The following is a 20,390-nucleotide window of genomic DNA, read 5'->3' on the forward strand; positions in this document are numbered from 1 at the left end:
GGGGTCCAGTAGGAGGCATTCGTCCCCGGTACGGGGAATGTGCCGGTTTCTTGGGCCCTGCTCTGCGTTGACGCTTCCGGCGGCCCACGCTCTCGCGCGGGCCGCCGGGAGTACGCACCCGGGGCCGCCTCACACGTTCGGGGGCGCTCCCTCGATCGGGCGTCCGAGATCCCTGTTCGTCAGCCCTTCGGGGGCCGGGCGCTGCTGGTGCGGCAACGGTCCCGTCGGCGGGCGGTAGTCGACGCCGAGGGCGTCAAGTCGCGCGTAGTGGGTGGTCATTCGCCGCTCGAAGTCCGCGAAGTCCCGCTCGGCGGAGGCGGGCAGCCTGCGCCACGCCACCTCGCAGAAGGCGGCGAGCCGCGGGAACACCTGGTAGTCGACGCGTCCCTGGTTCTCCATCACCTCGGTCCAGACGTTGGCCTGGGTGCCGAGGACGCGGGCCGCCTCCTCCTCGGTGAGCTCGGCGGGGACGGGCTCGAAGCGGTAGACGTCCTCCAGGGTGCGGATGAACCCGATGGGCATCGGCTCGTCGGGGCCGCCGTGCTGGCGGTGGTCGAAGTACACCTGCTGCTCGGGGCACATGACGACGTCGTGGCCCGCCTTGGCCGCGGCGACACCGCCCCGGTAGCCGCGCCAGGAGGCCACGGTCGCGCCCTCGGCGAGGCCGCCCTCAAGGATCTCGTCCCAGCCGATGAGCCGCCGGCCGCGGGCGGCGAGCCAGCGGTCGAAGTGCCGGATGATCCAGCTCTGCAGGCCGTCCTCGTCCTCGACGCCCAGTTCCTTGATGCGGGCCTGCGCCTGCGCCGACTCCTTCCACTGGTCCTTGGGGCACTCGTCGCCGCCCACGTGGATGAAGGTGGAGGGGAAGAGGTCGAGGATCTCCTCGAAGACGCCTTCGTAGAAGCGGAGTACGTCCTCGGTCGGGGCGAGGACGTTCTTGCTGACGCCCCAGGTGTCCCAGACGGTGAGCGCCTCGGTGTCGACGACGTCGGTGTTGCCGAGGTGCGGGTAGGCGCTGATGGCGGCCTGCGAGTGGCCCGGCAGGTCGATCTCCGGGACGACGGCGATGTGCAGGGAGTCGGCGTACGCGACGATCTCGCGGATGTCGTCCTGCGTGTAGTAGCCACCGTGCGGCCGCTCCTCCCAGAGCGGCGAGGCGCGGTGCCCCCACTTGGAGCGGGCCCGCCACGAACCGGCCTCCGTCAGCTTCGGGTGGCGCTTGATCTCCACGCGCCAGCCCTGGTCGTCGGTGAGGTGGAAGTGGAAGACGTTGAGCTTGTGGGCGGCGAGCAGGTCGAGGTAGCGCAGGACCCCGTCCTTCGGCATGAAGTGCCGTGACACGTCGAGCATCATGCCGCGCCAGCCGAAGCGGGGGGCGTCCTCGACGACGCCCGCGGGGACGGAGTACTCGGCGTCCGGCCGCAGCCGCGCGCGGCGGAACGCGTCGGGGCCGAGGAGCTGGCGCAGCGTCTGGGCACCCCAGAAGACGCCGGCGCTCGCGCCGCCGCGGATCTCGACGCGGTCGCTGTCGATGGTGAGCCGGTACGCCTCAGGCGCCAGCGAGTCGTCGACGCGCAGGGAGAGGGAGTTGGCCGCGTCCTCGGCGCCCTGGGCGGCTGCGGGGAACGGCAGGCCGAGCGCGGCGCCGAGGGTGGTGCGCAGCCACCGCTCGGTGGTTTCGGTGCCGGGGCCGCCGTGGAGCGTGGTGGAGGCGTCGATGACGAAGGAAGAGCTCTGCGTGGCCTCGGCGCGTGCGGGCGCCGGGATGAGTTGCCCAAAGGTCATGGCGCCCAAGGCTGTCACGCGATTGCGCAACGCAAAAGGGGCGTTGCGCCGCGCGCAACGCCCCTCGGGCGGAGGGACCCCACAAGGGGCCGAAACGGACGATCAGGACTTGCTCATGCTCATGCGAGGCAGAGACAGAGACACAGACAGAGGCCAGGGAGGGCCGGCTACTTCTTGCCGCCCTTGCCGTCCTTTCCGCCCTTGTCCTTGTCGCCGTCGGAGTTCATGGACTCGTAGATCTCCTTGCACATGGGACAGACGGGGTACTTCTTCGGGTCGCGGCCGGGGACCCACACCTTGCCGCAGAGCGCGACGACGGGGGTGCCGTCGAGCGCGCTCGCCATGATCTTGTCCTTCTGGACGTAATGCGCATAGCGCTCGTGGTCGCCGTCACCGTGCGACACCTGCGGCGTCGGCTCTACGAGGGTCCCCGTACCTGCCCCGCGCTCGGGCTCGGGCTCAAGAGTGCTCATAACGGCCAAGGGTACTCACGGTGGGGGGTTGACGCTGGGCCCGCACCACGGCTCCCTCAGGGGCGCGGGGAACTGCGCACCCCGTCCCCGGCGACCCGCACACGAAAGGAGCCCGTGGCGAACACGTGCAGGACCAGCCCCGCACCGGCCACTCCCGCCGCCACCCAGGGCAGATCCCCCGCCCCCAGCCCCGCGGACAGCGCGAGCCCCGCCCCCGCCGACCCCACCGCACTGCCCAGATAGAGCGCGGAGCTGTTGAGCGCGAGAGCCACCGTGCCGCGTTCGGCGCGGAGCGACAGGAGGCGGTGCTGCTGGGGGACTTGGAGCGCCCAGCCCACCGCACCCCACAGGACGAGCGCGGGAAAGGCCCCCGCGCCGAGCAACGGAAGCGCGCCGATGGCGAGGACCAGCGCCGCCATGAGGCCGCCGACCAGCGCCACCGCCCGCCCCGTACGGTCCACGAGCGGCCCCGCGAGGACACTGCCGATGACCCCGCCGACACCCCAGGCCCACAGGTACGGCGCGACATCCCCCTCCCCCACGCCGCCCGTGGCATCGAGGACGGGAGCGAGGTACGTGTACAGGCCGAGGCTAGCGACCGCCCCGAGGAAGGAGACGCCGACGACCGGCACGACACCGCGGTCGGTGAGCGCCGCGAGCCTGGCCCGCGCGGGCACCGGCGGATCGGCGGGCACGGCGGGCAGCCACACGGCGAGCCCCGCAAGCGCGAGCGCCCCGAGACCCGTCACGCCCCACATCGTGGCGCGCCACCCGGCGTGCTCGGCGAGCAGCACCCCCAGCGGCACCCCGAGCACCGTGCCCGAACTCATCCCGCCCATGACGAGCGCGAGGGCCCGCCCGCGACGCTCCCCCGGCACCAGCGAGGCGGCGGCGGCCGTGGACAGCGCGGAGTAGACCCCGGCACCGGCACCCGCGACGCCGCGGGCGAGGAGCAGCACCGCGAGGCCCGGCGCGAGCGCGGTCAGCGCGTTGCCGAGTGTGAAGACGGCGAGCGCGCCGATGATCAGCGCCCGGGGGCGTACGCCTGACGCCATCCCCGCGACGAGCGGGGCGCTCACCGCGTACGCGAGGGTGAAGACGGTGACCATCTGCCCCGTGAGGGACACCGTGGTGCCCAGGTCCCCGGCGACGACCGGCAGCAGCCCGGCCATCACATAGGCATCGAGCCCCAACGTGAAGGCCCCCAACATCAGCAGCCACACTTTGCGCACGCCACTCAACTCCCTCGTTCGGTCACGTTTCAGCACCGGCAGGCACGCCGGGAGAGGGAAACGTAGGAGGCCTCCGCATCGCCGGGGAAATGCCCGGAGCGCCCATTTATGCTTGGGCAGCATGGATGGCGTGAATGGCACAGATGGCACAGATGGCATGGATGGCACGGACAGGGCCGACGGCACCGCTCAGGAAGGTCCCGTCGCCACCCCCCTCCTCCGCACCGTCGAGCTACGCCACCTCCGAGGCTTCCTCGCCGTCGCCGACGAGCTGAGCTTCACGCACGCCGCCGACCGGCTCCGCGTGGGGCAGCCCGCGCTCACCCGGACCGTGCGCGCCCTGGAGGAGGCCGTCGGCGCCCGGCTCCTGGAGCGCACCACGCGCCGCGTCGTCCTCACCGACGCGGGCCACCGGCTGCGGGACGACCTCGCCCCGCTCCTGACCCGCCTCGACGCCACCCTGCGCGCGACGTGCGCCGAGCCGCCCCTGCTCCGGCTCGGCTTCACCTCCGTGCTGCCCGAGGCGTGCGTCGCGCTCAGCGCCGCCTTCAAGGCGTCGACCGGCGCGGGCGTCCGCCTGGTGCGCCGGGACGCCCCGCTCGCGGGCCTGACCTCGGGGGCCTGCGACGTGGCGGTCGTACGCGGCGAGATACCGCCGGGCAGCACGGTGCGCTCACACGTGCTGCACCACGAGCCGCGGGTGGCCGTCGTCGCCCGCGGCGCCGCCGAGTTCGCGGGCCGCCGCGTCGTGGACTGGTCCGAGCTGGCGGACGTGCCGCTCGTTGTGAACACCGTCACCGGCGCGACCCGCCCCGACCTGTGGCCCGCGTCCCGCCGGCCCCGGCTCGCCTGCACCGCCGACAACTTCGACGAGTGGGTGGAGGCGGTCGCGGCGGGCCACGGCGTGGGCGTGGCGCCCGAGCCGGTGGCCCGCAGACACTCCCACCCGGGCCTGCGCCGCGTACGCCTGAAGAACGCGCCGCCCGTCACCGTGCACCTGGCGGTCCCGGCACGCGACGCCCACCCGCTGGCCGAGCGGTACCTCCGGCAGGCCGGTCAGTTCAGCGACGGGTCGTCCGGATAGGTGGCGACCATCGCCAGCTCACTGCGCTGCCGTCTGAGCACCGCCCGCCACAGCCGCTCCGGGTCCGGGGACGACACGTCGCCGGGCTCGGACTCGACCACGTACCAGGCGCCGTCCTCCAGTTCGTTCTCCAGCTGGCCCGGGCCCCAGCCCGAGTAGCCGGCGAAGATCCGCAGCGAGCCGAGGACGGAGGCGAGGAGCTCCGGCGGGGCCTCCAGGTCGACGAGGCCGATCGCGCCGTGCACGCGCCGGAAGCCGACGGGGTCCTCACGGCCCGCGCGCGAGCGGGCACCCGCCCGGGGCGCTCCCTCGTCGCCGGGGATCACCGCGATGCCGAGCGCCGAGTCCAGCGAGACGGGGCCGCCCTGGAAGACGACGCCGGGCGCGCCCGCGAGCTCTCCCCAGCCCTCCAGGATGTCGGCCACCTCCACCGGCGTCGGACGGTTCAGGACCACGCCGAGCGAGCCCTCCTCGTCGTGGTCGAGGAGCAGCACCACCGCACGGTCGAAGTTGGGGTCCGCCAGGGCCGGCGTGGCCACGAGCAGCCGCCCTGTGAGCGAGGACACCTCGGTCATGGACCACATGATCCCGCATCTTCGCCCCGCGCGGGGAGCCAATGCGCATACCGGAGTGAACGCAGCTCAGGGGCGAAAGGGGCAGGTGGAGCGCCCGACGGGGACGGTGACCTGGAGTGTCCGGTTCCGCACGGTTCGTGTTGTCACGAACTCATGACCTGTTCTAGGTGCCTTGGCCTTACGGAAGGGGGGTACGCGGCCATTACGCTTGCCCTTTGGTCCCCCCGTCCATCCAATCGGAACGCGAGATTCATGACCGTCACCGGCACCGAAGACGTACTGCTTGTCCATGGCGGAACCCCGCTGGAGGGCGAGATCCGTGTCCGCGGCGCGAAGAACCTCGTGCCCAAGGCCATGGTGGCCGCGCTGCTCGGCAGCGCTCCGAGCCGGCTGCGCAATGTCCCGGACATCCGGGACGTCCGCGTCGTACGCGGCCTGCTGCAGCTGCACGGCGTCACGGTCCGCCCCGGTGAGGAGCCGGGCGAGCTCATCATGGACCCGTCGCACGTGGAGAGCGCGAACGTCGCCGACATCGACGCCCACGCGGGCTCGTCGCGCATCCCGATCCTGTTCTGCGGCCCCCTGCTGCACCGTCTCGGCCACGCCTTCATCCCGGGCCTCGGCGGCTGCGACATCGGCGGCCGGCCGATCGACTTCCACTTCGAGGTGCTCCGCCAGTTCGGCGCGACCATCGAGAAGCGCGAGGGCGGCCAGTACCTGGAGGCCCCGCAGCGGCTGCGCGGCACGAAGATCAAGCTGCCGTACCCCTCCGTCGGCGCCACCGAGCAGGTCCTGCTCACCGCCGTCCTCGCGGAAGGCGTCACCGAGCTCTCGAACGCCGCCGTCGAACCCGAGATCGAGGACCTCATCTGCGTCCTGCAGAAGATGGGCGCGATCATCGCGATGGACACCGACCGGACCATAAGGGTCACCGGTGTCGACAGCCTCGGCGGCTACAACCACCACGCCCTCTCGGACCGCCTGGAGGCCGCCTCGTGGGCTTCCGCGGCCCTGGCGACCGAAGGCAACATCTACGTCCGCGGCGCCCAGCAGCGCTCGATGATGACGTTCCTGAACACCTACCGGAAGGTGGGCGGTGCCTTCGAGATCGACGACGAGGGCATCCGCTTCTGGCACCCGGGCGGCTCGCTCAACGCGATCGCCCTGGAGACGGACGTGCACCCCGGCTTCCAGACCGACTGGCAGCAGCCGCTCGTCGTGGCCCTGACGCAGGCCGCGGGCCTCTCCATCGTCCACGAGACGGTCTACGAGTCGCGGCTCGGCTTCACCTCCGCGCTCAACCAGATGGGCGCGCACATCCAGCTCTACCGCGAGTGCCTCGGCGGCTCCGACTGCCGCTTCGGCCAGCGCAACTTCCTGCACTCGGCGGTCGTCAGCGGCCCCACGAAGCTGCAGGGCGCCGATCTGGTCATCCCCGACCTGCGCGGCGGCTTCTCGTACCTGATCGCGGCCCTCGCGGCGCAGGGCACGTCCCGCGTCCACGGCATCGACCTGATCAACCGCGGCTACGAGAACTTCATGGAGAAGCTCCAAGAGCTGGGCGCGAAGGTCGAGCTCCCGGGCAAGGCCGCGCTGAGCTGATCCGGCCCGGCCGGATGATTCCGTTCCGGCCGGCGTCCGAGGCCATGTTGTAGACGGCACGCAAAAGGGGCGGTCACCCACCGGGTGACCGCCCCTTCTCGCTGCTCGGGGCTACTTGCCCTTCGCCGCTTCCTTCAGCTTGGAACCAGCCGAAACCTTGACGCTGTAACCGGCCGGGATGTTGATCGGCTCACCGGTCTGCGGGTTGCGGGCGGTGCGAGCGGCACGGTGGGTGCGCTCGAAGGTCAGGAAGCCGGGGATGGTGACCTTCTCGTCGCCCTTGGCAACGATCTCGCCGACGGTCTCGGCGAACGCGGCCAGCACGGCGTCGGCGTCCTTGCGGGTCACCTCTGCGCGGTCGGCCAGCGCGGCCACCAGCTCACTGCGGTTCATGTTTGTACTCCCGTGTTCTTTTGCCGTTGAGGCGTGCCACGCGGCAGGGCCGCATGATGGGCACAGCGAAGACGATGCTGCCAGGGTCCTCGGACAGTCCCCGGACCCGGGTCTGACGTCAGACCCTCGCGCCCGATTACGCATCCTGCCCCCACCTGCGGCGGGAAAGCCAATCCGGTGCCCCCGGGGGTCACACGAAAAGCGTCCGCCACCCCTGGAAAGAAGGGGTCGGGGGCCTGCTGCCAAGCCACCCTAGAGGGGCCTTTCGGGCCCGGGTTCCGCGACGCGCCGTGCCGCTAGGCCGTGGCACCCGTCACAACGGCCCCCACGGCCTTCGCGGCGGTGCGCACGGCACCGGCCACGGCGCCCGCGACCTTGTCGTTGAAGACGCTGGGGATGATGTAGTTGCGGTTCAGCTCGTCCTCGGCGACGACGTCGGCGAGGGCGCCGGCGGCGGCCAGCATCATCTCCGTGTTGACCGTACGCGACTGGGCGTCCAGGAGGCCGCGGAAGACGCCGGGGAAGACCAGGACGTTGTTGATCTGGTTCGGGAAGTCCGAGCGTCCGGTGGCCACGACCGCCGCCGTCTGGCGGGCGATCGCCGGGTCGACCTCGGGATCCGGGTTCGCGAGCGCGAACACGATGGCGTCGTCGGCCATGGCAGCGACGTCCTCGCCGCCCAGTACGTTCGGCGCCGACACGCCGATGAAGACGTCGGCGCCGACGACGGCCTCCTTGAGCGTGCCGGTGAGGCCCTCGGGGTTGGTGTTGTCGGCGATCCAGCGCAGCGGCGAGTCCGCCTCGTGGGAGACCAGGTCCTCGCGGTCGGCGTGCACGACGCCGTGGATGTCGGCCACCACGGCGTTCTTCACCCCGGCGGCCAGGAGCAGCTTGAGGATGGCCGTACCGGCCGCGCCGGCGCCGGACATGACCACGCGCACGTCGCCGATGTTCTTGCCGACCACGCGCAGGGCGTTGGTGAGGGCGGCGAGGACGACGATGGCCGTGCCGTGCTGGTCGTCGTGGAAGACCGGGATGTCCAGGGCCTCGCGCAGGCGGGCCTCGATCTCGAAGCAGCGGGGCGCGGAGATGTCCTCCAGGTTGATGCCCGCGAAGCCGGGGGCGATGGCCTTGACGATCTCGACGATGGCGTCGGTGTCCTGGGTGTCCAGGCAGAGCGGCCAGGCGTCGATGCCCGCGAAGCGCTTGAAGAGGGCCGCCTTGCCCTCCATGACCGGCAGCGCGGCCTTCGGGCCGATGTTGCCGAGGCCGAGCACGGCCGAACCGTCCGTTACGACCGCAACGGAGTTGCGCTTGATGGTCAGGCGGCGCGCGTCCTCGGGGTTCTCGGCGATCGCCATGCAGACCCGGGCGACACCCGGGGTGTAGATCATGGAGAGGTCGTCACGGTTCCTGATGGGGTGTTTGGACTGCATCTCGATCTTGCCGCCGAGGTGCATCAGGAACGTACGGTCGGAGACCTTGCCGAGGGTGACGCCCTCGATGGTGCGCAGCTGCTCGACGATCTCGTCGGCGTGCGTGGTGGAGGATGCCGCGATCGTCACGTCGATCCGCAGCATCTCGTGGCCGGAGGCCGTGACGTCGAGGCCGGTGACCGAGCCCCCGGACGACTCGACGGCCGTGGTCAGCTGGGAGACCGCCGTGCCACTCGCGGGCACCTCCAGCCGGACCGTCATCGAGTAGGAGACGCTGGGCGCCGTTGCCATGGCCGACTTCCTCTGCTTTCACCTTGTAGCTCTTGCCGTCCGATGGTCGCACCTACCGCCGAGTACGTGGTAGCCGCCCCGGATTGAGAACGTTTTGTTCATCGGCTGCAGCGCTTCATTTCGGAAACCTGTTTCCACCATACGAGAAGTAGGGGCTTCTGTGGAAGGGGCCTCCGGAAACGCGGAAGAGGTCCACGTCACTGGTGACGTGGACCTCTTCCTCAAGTTCATGACACCGACCCGCCATGCTCGCCTCGCGGCAAGTGGTCGCTCGTAGCGACGATGGTTGGGCCCGGGGGCTTGGATCGGGCCGGTGCCACATCCAAGGTAACAAACGAACCCCGTAAGGCAATTCCCCTCCCGGGAAGCCGCTCCGGTCAATCTCTCAGCAGATCCGGCACACCGTCCGCGTCCGGCTCGTCGCGCTCCCCCGAAAGGACCGTGAGCTGCTGTGTCGCGCGGGTCAGCGCCACGTACAGGACGCGCAGGCCCGCGGGGGACTCGTCGGCGATCTCCGCGGGCGATACGACGAGCGTCGCGTCGTACTCCAGGCCCTTGGCCTCCAGACTGCCGAGGGCCACGACGCGCTCGCCGAGCCCCGCGAGCCAGCGGGCCGCCTGCTCGCGCCGGTTCATCGCCACGACGACACCGACCGTGCCGTCCACCCGCTCCAGGAGCCGGGCCGCCTCCTCCCGTACGGACGCGGCGAGATCCCCGTCACGTACGACGCAGAAGCGCGGCTCGACGCCGGTCGAACGGACCGCCGACGGGGACTCGGCGCCCGGCATCGCGAGCGCGAGCACCTTGGCGGCGAGTTCCGCGATCTCCGCCGGGTTGCGGTAGTTGACGGTGAGGGTGAAGCGGCGGCGCGGGCGGGTGCCGAGGGCCTCGTCGCGGGCCGCGGCCGCCTCGTCCGGGTCGGACCAGGACGACTGGGCGGGGTCGCCGACGACCGTCCAGGTGGCGTGCCGGCCGCGGCGGCCGACCATGCGCCACTGCATGGGGGTGAGGTCCTGGGCCTCGTCGACGATGACGTGGGCGTACTCGGTGCGCTCGGCCGCGAGGCGTTCGGCGCGCTCGCGCTGGGTCTCCTCGCGCTGCGGCATCAGCTCTTCGAGGCCGGTGAGCAGGTCGAGCGGGTCGAGTTCGCGCTTCTTCCTGGGCCGGTGGGGCGTGCCGAGGATCGCCTGGAGCTCGTCGAGGAGCGCCACGTCGTGCACGGACAGGGCGTCGCGCCTGAGGGAGCGGGCGACCTTGCGGACCTCGCCGGGGTTCAGGACGCGGCGGGCCCAGCGGCCGAGGCGCCGCTCGTCGCCCATCGCGGCGAGCACCCCGCGCGGGGTGAGCTCGGGCCACCAGGCGTCCAGGAAGTGGATGAAGTCGTCCTCGGACGAGACGTCGTCGTCGAAGGAGGAGCGCAGTTCGGCGGCGAGTTCGGGGTCCGTGTGGCGGCCCGCCGCGCCCGACTGGGACCACAGGGCGTCAAGGAGGAGCTTGCGGGCGCGCGGACGCAGCAGGTTGACGGGGGCGGTGCCGCCGAGCGCGTTGCGGCGGATGCGGTTCAGCTGGCCCGCGTCCAGTTCCAGGCGCCGCCCGAAGGCGACGACGCGGAGGCGGGTGGGGGCGCCCTGGGGCGCGGCGGCGTTCCCGTGGCCGGCACCGGAGCCGTGCCCGTCGCCCTCGCCGCCCGCGTCGCGCTCGTCGCTCTCGTCGCCGAAGGCCAGCTGCCCCTGCGGCTCGCGCTCGTGCTCCCGCTCCCTGCGGGCGGCCCCCGATGACGTCTCCAGGGCGCCCCGTGCCGCCCTGCGCAGCACCGTGAGCATCCGGGACGAGCCCTTGACGCGGGCCACCGCCGGGGAGTCGTAGACGGTCGCCTCGACCCCGTCGACCAGCGAGCCGACAGCGCGGATCGCGACCTGGCCCTCCTCGCCGAGGGAGGGCAGGACGCCCTCCGTGTAGGCGACGAGGAGCGGGGTCGGGGAGACGATGAGGATGCCGCCCGCGTACCGGCGGCGGTCCTGGTAGAGCAGGTACGCGGCGCGGTGCAGGGCCACCGCCGTCTTGCCGGTGCCGGGGCCGCCCTCCACGTACGTCACCGACGCGGCGGGCGCGCGGATCACCATGTCCTGCTCCGCCTGGATCGACGCCACGATGTCCCGCATCGAGTGGCTGCGGGCCTGGCCGAGCGCGGCCATCAGGGCGCCGTCGCCGATCACCGGGAGCTCCTCGCCGTCGAGTCGGGCGGTGAGCTCCGGGCGCATCAGGTCGTCCTCGACGCCGAGGACCTTGCGGCCCTTGGAGCGGATGACGCGGCGGCGCACGACGCGGCCCGGGTCGACCGGGGTCGAGCGGTAGAAGGGCGCGGCGGCGGGCGCGCGCCAGTCGATGACCAGCGGGGAGTAGTCCGCGTCGAGGACCCCGATGCGGCCGATGTGCAGCGTCTCCGCGATCTCCGCGTACTTGCCGGTGTCGTCCTCGCGGACCGCGCCCTCCGCCGGTTCGACGGCCGTGTAGGCGCCGTCGGGCCCCTTCTTGCCGTCCTTGCCGAGGAGCAGGTCGATGCGGCCGAAGAGGAAGTCTTCGAACTCGTTGTTGAGCCTGTTCAGATGGACGCCGGCCCGGAAGACCTGGGCGTCACGCTCGGCGAGCGCGCCAGGCGTACCGACCTGGGAGCGCTGGGCAGCGTCGTTCATCAGGAACTCCGCCTCGTGGATCTTCTCCTCGAGGCGCCGGTAGACCTGGTCGAGATGTTCCTGTTCGACGCTGATCTCGCGCTCGCGTACGTCGGCCACCGAGGCCCCTTTCACACCGTGCTGCTGCCCGTATTGAGCAGCCGTCCACCTTAAGCGAAAGGGGCCCGCCCTGTGCACTTGTCGTGCGCTACGCCTCGACCTCCACCAGACGTTTGCCGTCGAACGTGGTCACTTCGAAGTGGTCGATGTCGTTGCGGTCCATGGCGGCGCCCCCGTGGACGTACAGCGGGCCGCGCGCCCATTTGTCCGGGCTGTCCTTGACGCCGTACCCCCACTCGGGCACCGACCAGCTGGTGACCGTCTCCTTCTCGCCGTTCTTGCCGACCGCGATCAGCGAGCACTTGAGGGGGCCCTTGACGTTCTTCAGCTCAAGGACGGCGTGCGTGCCCCACGGCTTCTTCTCCGTGCCGACCGTGGCGCTGACCTTGGTCGTCGGGTCGGTGGCCCGCCATTTCTCGTCCATGTGGTGGAAGAAGGCGTCCTCGGCGGGGCTGGTGGGGTGCGGGTCGGCCAGCGCGTCCGGCGAGCCGCCGTCACCGGTCAGCGCGAGGACGGCGAGCGGGCCGCCGACGATCAGCGCGACGGCCGCCGCGACCAGGTACAGGCCGCGCCTGCGCCCGCGCTCCCGCTTGGCGGCCACCTCGTCGGCGAGGCGTTCGGCGAGGCGAGGGCCCGGCCGGGTGCCGAGCGGCTCGGCCGACGCCGGTACGCCGGGCGAGCCGGCCGCGAGCGCCGCCAGCATCGGCTCCATGCCGGAGAACTCCTCCAGCTGCCGTCGGCAGATCCCGCACCCGGCGAGGTGCCCCTCGAACCGGGTGGCCTCCGCGTCGTCCAGGATCCCGAGGGCGTAGGCGCCGACGGTCTCGTGGAGCGCGTCGTGGTGGCCTGCGTCGTGGTGGCCCGCGTCGTGGTGGCCGTGGAACTCGCTCATGTCGTCACCCCCCGCTCCTCGAGCGCCAGCTTCATCGAGCGGAGCGCGTAGAACACCCTCGAACGGACCGTCCCGCTCGGTATACCCAGCGTCTGCGCCGCCTCATTGACCGTACGCCCTTTGAAATAGGTTTCGACAAGTACCTCTCTGTGCGCGGGAGTCAGGTCCTCCAGCGCGTCCGAGAGAGTCATCAGCCACAGCGCCCTGTCGATCTCGTCCTCCGCGGGAATGACCTCCAGTGGCGACGGGTCGACCTCCTGCGGCCGGGCCTGCCGGCTGCGGTGGCCGTCAATGACGATGCGCCGTGCGACCGTCACCAGCCAGGGGCGTACCGAACCGGTCGCCCTGTTGAGCTGACCGGCGTTCTTCCAGGCACGGATGAGCGTTTCCTGCACGACGTCCTCGGCGCGCTGCCGGTCACCCGCCACCAGCCGGAGCACGTAGGCGAGAAGGGGCCCCGCGTGCTCCTGGTAGAGGGCGCGCATCAACTCCTCGTCCGGGCCCGGGGGCCGGCCGAGACGATGTCGGTGCGGCTGCGGGCGCTCATCGGCCACGGCGGAATCCTTGCGCACGCGTACCTCCGGTGTCCGCGCTTTGGCGGGGTCGGGCGGGTCTCACGTCGGAGGTACGTACGGGGAGTGGCGGGTGTTCAACGCGTGCGGACGTCACTGGGTCCGGCGCGTGCGGACGTCACTGGGTCCGGCGCGTGCGGACGTCACTGGGTCCGGCGCGTGCGGACGTCACTGCGTACATCACTGCGTACGTTGCCGGGCGCCCGTCGGCTCACGGGCGGGCGAGCGCGGCCCTGCGGCGGTGTCTCGCCACCCGTTCGCGGTTGCCGCACACCTCGCTGGAGCACCAGCGGCGACGGCGGCCGCGGGAGGTGTCGAGGTAGACGAGGGGGCAGTTGTCGCCCTCGCACCGGCGGAGCAGGGCGCGGGCGGCCGGGTCGGTGAGCAGGTCGACGGTGTCCCGGGCGACGGCGGCCACCAGTGCCGCGCAGCCGGGGTCGCCGCGCAGCACGCGCACCAGCGTGCCGTCGGCGGCGCGTACGGCGCACGGCGCGGGGGGCGCCGCGGCGGCCAGCGCGTTGACGCGGTCGAGCGCGGCGACGGTGACGGCGGGCCTGTGCTCGATCTCGCCGTACACCAACTGGGCGACATGGCCGCGCAGTTCGAGGAAGGCGGCGAGCCACTGCGGCCCCGCTTCGGGCAGTGGCGCGCCCACCGGGACGAGGCCCGCGCCGGCGAGCCAGGCGCGCAGTCTCTCGACGGAGTAGAGCCGTTCCACGGGATGGTCCGTCGCCACGAGGTCCAGGCAGCTCCGCCCGGAGTCGAAGCGCAGCTCGTACGGGGCCGGGGCCGTGCCCAACGCCATGCGCCTGTCACCGCCTTGGGGGTCACCGGTGAGTGAATGCCGTTGCGTACCCCTACAGTGCCCCTCCCCGGGCGGGTCCGGAACCCGGCGTACGCTTCGGGATTAGGGCCCTTGGCCTTGTGCGACGCCCTTCACTCCGCGTACTTCGACCCCGTGGCCGGGTCGACGGCGAGGCGGTAGCCCCGCTTGACGACCGTCTGGATCAGTTTCGGCGTCCCGAGCGCCGTGCGCAGGCGGGCCATCGCGGACTCCACCGCGTGCTCGTCGCTCCCCGCGCCCGGCAGCGCGCGCAGCAGCTCGGCGCGGGCCACCACCCAACCGGGGCGCCGGACGAGCGCGCCCAGCAGGGCCATGCCCGCGGGCGGCACGGCGCGCAGCTCGTCGTCGACCAGGACGGCGTGGCCGCGGATCTCGACGCGGTGGCCCGCGATGGGCAGGGCGCGCGCCCGGGCGGGAAGTTCGCGGCACAGCACCTGTACGAGCGGGCCGAGCCGGAAGCGTTCGGGCTGCACGGTGTCCACGCCGAGGGACTGCAACGGCAGCGCGGTGACGGGCCCCACGCAGGCGACGAGGACGTCGTGGCGCAGGGCGGCGAGCAGCTCGTCCGTCATGCCCCGCTCCTCGGCGCGGGCGAGCAGCGACGCGGCGGCGGGGGCGCTGGTGAACGTGAGCGCGTCGACGCCGCGTCCGACCGTCGCGTCGAGGAGGCGGTCCAAGGGGGTGAGGTCCTCCGGCGGCAGCCACCGGTAGACGGGCACCAGGACGACCTCCGCGCCGCCGGCCCGCAGCGCCTCGACGAAGCCGGGCAGCGGCTCCCCGTGCAGTTGCAGCGCGATGCGCCGCCCGGCGACGCCCTCGCCGAGCAGCCGGTCGAGCACCTCCGCCATGGACTCCGACGACGGCGACCACTCCTCGGTGAGCCCCGCGGCGCGCACGGCGCCCTTCACCTTGGGCCCGCGGGCGAGGAGTTCGACCCCGCGCAGGCAGCGGAGCAGGGCCTCGCCGTACCCCCAGCCGTCGGCAGCCTCGACCCAGCCGCGGAACCCGATGGCGGTGGTGGCGACCACGATGTCCGGCGCGTGGTCGATCAACTCCTTGGTGGCGTCCAGGAGTTCGCTGTCGTCGGCGAGCTGCACGATGCGCAGCGCGGGGGCGTGCAGCACGGTGGCGCCGCGCCGCTTGAGCAGCGTGCCCAGCTCGTCGGCGCGCCGGGCGGCGGTCACGCCGACGGTGAATCCGGCGAGGGGGCCGTGGGCGGCCGGGTCGTTCGATGGGGTGTCGTGCATAGGCCTGTCTCGTCTCGTCGCGCTCGTGGCTCTCGTCCCGCCGGCGGCTGCTCGTGGGCGGCGGACGACCGAGCCTGTCAACGGCGCGTGACGGGCCCGGTTCGCTGCGATGTCCGTCGTGTTACGTCCCATCCGAGCACGGCAGCACGTCACACCTCGGCGTAGCCGAGCTGCGGCTTCTCCTCCGCGGCGGTCGCGCGGGCCGTACGGGGGGCCGCTGCTCGAAGGTATACGGCCCAGGTGAGGGCCGAGCACACCGCGTAGAACACGAGGAAGGCGACGAACGCGCCGGTGCCGGAGCCGACCGTCCGGAAGGACTGCCGGAGGGCGAGGTTGATGGCGAGGCCGCCGAGCCCGCCGACCGCCCCGATCAGTCCCATCGCCGCCCCGGAGAGCCGCCGCCCGTACGCCGCGGCCTGCTCGCCGACGAGCCCCTTGGCCTCGGCCTTCGCCTGGAAGATGCCGGGGATCATCTTGTACGTCGATCCGTTGCCGAGCCCGGTGAGCACGAAGAGCGCGACGAACGCGCCGACGAACAGCGGCAGCGATTCGCGCACGGACGCCACGACGACCACGCCGGTGGCGGCGCCCATCCCGAGGAAGTTCCCCAGGGTGATGCGCGCCCCGCCGAACCGGTCGGCGAGCCGCCCGCCCACGGGCCGGATCAGTGAGCCGAGGAGCGGCCCGATGAAGGTGAGCTGGGCGGCCTCCAGCGGCGTACGCCCGAACTGCGTCTGCAGGACGAGCCCGAAGGCGAAGCTGTACCCGATGAACGACCCGAACGTCCCGACGTACAGGAACGACATGATCCACGTGTGCGGGTCGCGGACGGCGGCCTTCACCGCCCCGGTGTCGTTGCGGACGGACGAGATGCTGTCCATGTAGCGGAAGGCGCAGACGGCGGAGATGATGACGAGGGGAATGTAGATCCCGAGCACCAGGCGCGGCCCGCCGCCCGCGCCGATGACGGCGAGCCCGACGAGCTGCACGACGGGCACGCCGATGTTGCCGCCCCCCGCGTTGAGCCCGAGAGCCCATCCCTTCTCCCGCAATGGGAAGAAGGAGTTGATGTTGGTCATGCTTGAGGCGAAGTTGCCACCGCCGACGCCGGTGAGCAGCGCGCACACCATGAACGTGCCGTACGACGTCCCCGGCTCCATGACCACGAAGGCGGCGACGGTCGGCACGAGCAGCAGGGACGCCGCGATGACGGTCCAGTTGCGCCCGCCGAAGCGTGCGACGGCGAAGGTGTAGGGGACGCGGACGACGGCTCCGACGAGGGTCGCCATCGACACGAGGAAGAACTTCCCGGCGGCGTCGATGCCGTACTCGGGCCCCATGAACAGCACCATGACGGACCACAGGCTCCACACGGAGAACCCGATGTGCTCGGAGAGCACGGAGAACGCCAGATTCCGCCGGGCGACCCGCTCCCCGCCCTCCTCCTTCCAGAAGGTCTCATCCTCCGGATCCCACCGCTCGATCCACATCACATGCCTCCAGACGTCGCCCCGGCCGCCCCCCAAGGACGACCCCACGCCTCCCGAAGCTAGGCATCCCGCATTTCGACCTCGTGGCCTCCGGTGACCGTGGGGGAACGTTGCTCTCACTTGGGGCGGGGTGAGGTGGTGAGGGGGCGGGGAGCTCTAGACAGACACGGTCCGCACCCCCGCGCCGGACAGCGTCTCGGCGACCTCCAGGGCTCGGGCCGTGCGCAGCTCGACCGAATCGCCGGAGTGGAGAAGGAGGTCGACAGTCGGATCGAGCCAGTTCACCGTATTGGCGATACACACCACACACACGAGCTCCGTGAGCGGGATGTCGAGGGCGCTGCCGTCCGCCCCGCGAAGCTGGAGCGCCCCCGCGCCGATCGCCAGCACGCCGGCCCGCGAGGGGCCGCAATCCCACGCCGCGGGGCCGTCGGCCAGATGATGCTCGGTGGGTTCGCCCAGCCCGTACCGGACCGGATGCACGACTGCTCCGGGCGGGAACTCGGCCGCCAGGGAGCCGACAGCCCGAGCGAGCCGCTTTCGCTCCCGGCTCCGCCGGAGCGCGGTCATGGGCAGGCCGACGACCAACACGGCCAGGGCGATAAGACCCACTGGGACGAGGCCGAGTACGTTCTCCGGCCGGACGATCACGAAGACCACCGCAACGATGGTGACGGGCGCACACAGAGCGACGTAGAGCAACAGGGGGCCGACCCCGGCCCGTTGGACTTCCACCCCTCCGGACATCTGAGTCCGGTGCTGATGCCGTCGGCGGGCGCGCCCTCGCATCACGTTCTCCCGCGACGCCCAGCTGTACCGGTCGGCGTACTTCCGCACCGTCGCCCAAGCGAAGGATGCTCCCACGGCCAGCCCCGGCAGCATCACCAGTGCGTCGGCATCGGACACGTTCGCCGACACCACGACAGCCAGGACGAACGCCACGACCAGGATGGCCGCCGCGTTGAAGAAGCGGGAGTGCGGAGAGCCCTGAGATCCGTAGCCCGACGGGATCTCGGAGTCGTGCCCCCGATCCGCAGCGGCCCATTCACGCAACAGACGCCGACGCCGCAGCCCTCGGGCACGCAACGAGCGCAGGACCAGCAGCGCCGGCAGCGCAACGATCACCAGCAGCAAACAGCCCGCGACCGATACGGCGAAGTCGTCGCTGTCACTCGAGGCCGCGTCGGCCAACAGGACCGGCACGAGAACGGCCACGAGGGTCGCCAGCCCCGCACACAACAGAAAGACCAGTCCACGGCCACGCGAGAGATCCTCACGCATCAGCTTCCTGAGCGCCTCCGACTGCGCCCGCAGAAGACCCGCCCGCTCCGGCCACGCCCCGGCCGGACCGGGTCCCTCGGGAAGCGGCGCCGCACGGAACAACGAACCTCGTGGTGAGGAGTCTGCGTGAGTGGTATTCGTCATGTCCGTTCCTCTGTCGTCCTACTGGTCACTCGGAGTCGGTGGCGAGGCGGGCAGAAAGACCGAATTCCCGGCAATGATCGCAACGAGACCGGCGAGCTCACGAACTTGGTCAGGATCCAAGCAGGTCCCTATGACCAGGAGACCCTTGCCTCCCTCGGGCGGGCAGGCCAGAGCACCCGCCAGACCGGTCCTGAAGTCTGCGGGAACCTCCTCTTCCCAGTCCTCCGGAACGGGAACAGGCGGCTGTGACAGAAACCCGATACCGATCCCCATTTCCGTGGTGAACCGTTCTACGTAGGCGACCTGATCCCTGAATTGCGCGTCGAACACTCTCGACATCAGCTCACCGAGGTCCACCTCGTCAGGGGCCGACGGCACGGCGACGACCCCCGCTTGCACCTGCCATACGGCCTGTGCGCCCGTGCTGGGAAGCGGCGCCGTGATCACGCCGTACATGAGAGCACCGTCGGCGAGGTAGCGCTCATGGCACTCCATCAAACCGTCGACGAACTCCTCCCTGCGGCACGCCGGGGTGTTCGGGTAGGTAAGGCGGATCATTTCGGCACAACGGACCCGAGTGGCTTCCTTGTCGGCCCCGTCGGCCAACAGGTCGAACCAGTCGGGAGGAACGAACAGTTCGACCCGACCCGGCTCGATGCCTGCCACTTCGTCGCTCACCACAGTCATTTGGACACCACTGGCTTCTGCGTCAGTGCGCCGAAGTCCCATGTGAAGATCTTTCCGACGGTCTCGGCGGTGTCGCCGCCGCCCTCGGCCGTCAGCGCGTGCCCAGCCCAGGTCATATGGAAACTGGCGGCACGCGAGATGAACTCATCCTGCCCCATGACATAGGAAGCACTGGGCGTACTCTTGGCGAGTTGAAATATTCCGTACGGAATTTCCTGGGCAGGGCCGATGAGTTGGGGGACCGTCCGCATCGGCGCTCCCGAGAGCTGAGCCGCCGCGAGAACACTGTCCCCCATCCTTGCGCCCAACTTTCCGACCCCGAATCCCACGGCATCCATGATGACGTCCTTGGTCAGCAACGCCTTGCCGAAACTCCCTGTGGTGCCGACTGCGGAGAGGTAGTGGGCCCCCAGTGCAACTCCGGCCAGTGGGAGCGAGACAGCGGCCATGAACTGAAGCCCCGGGATCAGCGCCAGAAGCCCTGTGACGGCGCTCAAGAGCCCCGCGATGTCCCCGATGAGGTCCAGCAGAGGGGCAAACTTGCCCAGTAACTCGATGAGCTGATCGTGCACCCACGCCAGCGCATCACCGATCTTATCGAGCACGTCGCCGATGAAGTCGCCCAGGCTCTCCCAGAAGCCGGGCTCATTCGGTGCCACATCGATGGCATCTTTCAGGCGATCGGCAGCGTTCTTCCCTTCCTCTTGATAATTCGCATGTAGAGTCCGCGCCCGCTTGCGCACCTCTTCGACCGGATCGGTGCCGTCATCGGAACCGGTTGACGTCTCCTTGGCCTCGTACCCGGACTCACGCTTCCCCGCACCTCCCTTCTTTCCCTCTTCTTTATCGACAGCCTTCTTGATCTCTGCGGCTTCCCGCTCAAGGCCGCGGGCCACCTTCTGCTTGTCCTTCATATAGTCGGCCCAGCCCTGAATGACGGCCTTCGCCCCGTCGAAGGAATCGAAGGCCTCCTCCACCTTGGGCCGGAACTCGTCATCCAGCAGCTCCCGGAAGGAGATGGCCGCCTTCCCCCGCCACTCCCCGTCGTCAGCGCCGCGCAGGACCCTTCTGATCTCCCCAAGTGCGGTTGCCGCTCCACGAATCGAGCCGACGACCTTGTCCACTTCGTCATGGTTTCCCGGGCACGGGACGAACCCCAACGCAGGGAAGTCATCGATCGCGGGGGCACTCACTTCTTCGCCGCCTTCGAGAGCGCGGCAGCGAGATCCAGGTCCAGTTTTTCAAAGGTATTCTCGATATGGGCCAGAGTCTTCGCCGCCCCCTTCGAAAATTTTCGCAACTGCCCGATCCCGTAGTCCCACTCTTCGCCGAAATCTTCCATACGGCGCTCCAAGTCCTTGGTGCCCATCGCTTTGACATCCATGTCAGCCATGGCCCGGATCGGTTTGCCGAGAAGATCCTCGATATTTCCCAAGTTGCGTCGAACTCGGCGCAACATTTCGCCGTCGATGTACAGGTCGCTCACGCGCGTTCTTCCCCTCGTCACGCAGCAGGAGATCCATGGGGGGCAGCCGCTTCCGGCAGGTACGAGCCCCTGCCCGGGACGTTC

18 protein-coding genes are annotated in these 20,390 nt (G+C 70.8%); 2 read left to right on the forward strand and 16 right to left on the reverse strand.

All coding sequences use genetic code 11. The annotated features are described in order from the left end of the window. Positions 1 to 129: 129 nt before the first annotated feature. The 3 genes from AC07DI_RS13255 to AC07DI_RS13265 all read right to left on the reverse strand — a co-directional run bounded on the left by AC07DI_RS13255 (position 130) and on the right by AC07DI_RS13265 (position 3,490). On the reverse strand, positions 130 to 1,785 hold the full coding sequence (locus tag AC07DI_RS13255; protein ID WP_478904306.1) for a beta-N-acetylhexosaminidase: 1,656 nt from the start codon (positions 1,783 to 1,785) through the stop codon (positions 130 to 132). Positions 1,786 to 1,952: 167 nt separating this feature from the next. Next, entirely contained in the window at positions 1,953 to 2,258 is a 306-nt protein-coding gene (locus AC07DI_RS13260; protein ID WP_384254910.1) for a DUF3039 domain-containing protein, read from the reverse strand. Between the two features lie 56 nt (positions 2,259 to 2,314). Next, positions 2,315 to 3,490: an MFS transporter gene (locus tag AC07DI_RS13265; RefSeq protein ID WP_478904308.1), complete on the reverse strand. Its 1,176-nt coding sequence runs from the start codon at positions 3,488 to 3,490 to the stop codon at positions 2,315 to 2,317. Positions 3,491 to 3,647: 157 nt separating this feature from the next. Here AC07DI_RS13265 and AC07DI_RS13270 point away from each other — a divergent pair, with 157 nt between their 5' ends. Further along, positions 3,648 to 4,574, forward strand: a complete 927-nt coding sequence (locus AC07DI_RS13270; RefSeq protein ID WP_478904310.1) for a LysR family transcriptional regulator — start codon at positions 3,648 to 3,650, stop codon at positions 4,572 to 4,574. Here AC07DI_RS13270 and AC07DI_RS13275 read toward each other — a convergent pair. Next, positions 4,547 to 5,149 carry a YqgE/AlgH family protein gene (locus AC07DI_RS13275; protein WP_478904312.1) on the reverse strand — a complete coding sequence of 201 codons (603 nt, stop codon included), beginning with the start codon at positions 5,147 to 5,149 and terminating at the stop codon, positions 4,547 to 4,549. The two genes, AC07DI_RS13270 and AC07DI_RS13275, sit on opposite strands and share 28 nt — an antisense overlap. Positions 5,150 to 5,401: 252 nt before the next feature. Between AC07DI_RS13275 and murA the strand changes: the two genes are divergently transcribed. Then, complete coding sequence (gene murA / locus AC07DI_RS13280) at positions 5,402 to 6,751, forward strand: UDP-N-acetylglucosamine 1-carboxyvinyltransferase (RefSeq protein WP_478904314.1); 1,350 nt, start codon at positions 5,402 to 5,404, stop codon at positions 6,749 to 6,751. Positions 6,752 to 6,862: 111 nt separating this feature from the next. Here murA and AC07DI_RS13285 read toward each other — a convergent pair whose 3' ends face one another. The 12 genes from AC07DI_RS13285 to AC07DI_RS13340 form a co-directional block, all read right to left on the reverse strand. Continuing rightward, complete coding sequence (locus AC07DI_RS13285) at positions 6,863 to 7,144, reverse strand: HU family DNA-binding protein (RefSeq protein ID WP_016645140.1); 282 nt, start codon at positions 7,142 to 7,144, stop codon at positions 6,863 to 6,865. Between the two features lie 296 nt (positions 7,145 to 7,440). Next, complete coding sequence (locus tag AC07DI_RS13290) at positions 7,441 to 8,871, reverse strand: NAD-dependent malic enzyme (RefSeq protein WP_384254926.1); 1,431 nt, start codon at positions 8,869 to 8,871, stop codon at positions 7,441 to 7,443. Positions 8,872 to 9,248: 377 nt separating this feature from the next. Next, positions 9,249 to 11,663 (reverse strand): HelD family protein, encoded by a 2,415-nt coding sequence (locus tag AC07DI_RS13295; protein ID WP_478904316.1) that lies wholly within the window; start codon positions 11,661 to 11,663, stop codon positions 9,249 to 9,251. An 88-nt stretch (positions 11,664 to 11,751) separates the two neighbouring features. Then, positions 11,752 to 12,555 (reverse strand): anti-sigma factor family protein, encoded by an 804-nt coding sequence (locus AC07DI_RS13300; protein WP_478904317.1) that lies wholly within the window; start codon positions 12,553 to 12,555, stop codon positions 11,752 to 11,754. Continuing rightward, on the reverse strand, positions 12,552 to 13,127 hold the full coding sequence (locus AC07DI_RS13305; protein ID WP_384254935.1) for a sigma-70 family RNA polymerase sigma factor: 576 nt from the start codon (positions 13,125 to 13,127) through the stop codon (positions 12,552 to 12,554). Before AC07DI_RS13305 ends, AC07DI_RS13300 begins: the two co-directional genes overlap by 4 nt. 211 nt (positions 13,128 to 13,338) lie before the next feature. Next, complete coding sequence (locus tag AC07DI_RS13310) at positions 13,339 to 13,932, reverse strand: CGNR zinc finger domain-containing protein (protein ID WP_384254938.1); 594 nt, start codon at positions 13,930 to 13,932, stop codon at positions 13,339 to 13,341. A gap of 131 nt (positions 13,933 to 14,063) precedes the next feature. Beyond that, positions 14,064 to 15,218: a uroporphyrinogen-III synthase gene (locus AC07DI_RS13315; protein ID WP_478904319.1), complete on the reverse strand. Its 1,155-nt coding sequence runs from the start codon at positions 15,216 to 15,218 to the stop codon at positions 14,064 to 14,066. Between the two features lie 149 nt (positions 15,219 to 15,367). Then, positions 15,368 to 16,708 (reverse strand): nitrate/nitrite transporter, encoded by a 1,341-nt coding sequence (locus tag AC07DI_RS13320; protein ID WP_478904321.1) that lies wholly within the window; start codon positions 16,706 to 16,708, stop codon positions 15,368 to 15,370. Between the two features lie 156 nt (positions 16,709 to 16,864). Further along, positions 16,865 to 18,133 carry a hypothetical protein gene (locus AC07DI_RS13325; protein ID WP_478904323.1) on the reverse strand — a complete coding sequence of 423 codons (1,269 nt, stop codon included), beginning with the start codon at positions 18,131 to 18,133 and terminating at the stop codon, positions 16,865 to 16,867. A gap of 18 nt (positions 18,134 to 18,151) precedes the next feature. Further along, positions 18,152 to 18,811 (reverse strand): hypothetical protein, encoded by a 660-nt coding sequence (locus tag AC07DI_RS13330; protein WP_478904324.1) that lies wholly within the window; start codon positions 18,809 to 18,811, stop codon positions 18,152 to 18,154. 5 nt (positions 18,812 to 18,816) lie between these two features. Then, positions 18,817 to 20,013 carry a putative T7SS-secreted protein gene (locus tag AC07DI_RS13335; RefSeq protein WP_478904326.1) on the reverse strand — a complete coding sequence of 399 codons (1,197 nt, stop codon included), beginning with the start codon at positions 20,011 to 20,013 and terminating at the stop codon, positions 18,817 to 18,819. After that, positions 20,010 to 20,306 (reverse strand): hypothetical protein, encoded by a 297-nt coding sequence (locus AC07DI_RS13340; protein ID WP_478904328.1) that lies wholly within the window; start codon positions 20,304 to 20,306, stop codon positions 20,010 to 20,012. The genes AC07DI_RS13335 and AC07DI_RS13340 overlap by 4 nt, the downstream gene beginning before the upstream one ends. Between the last annotated feature and the right edge of the window lie 84 nt (positions 20,307 to 20,390).

It is taken from the genome of Streptomyces sp. NPDC044106 (assembly GCF_056433985.1).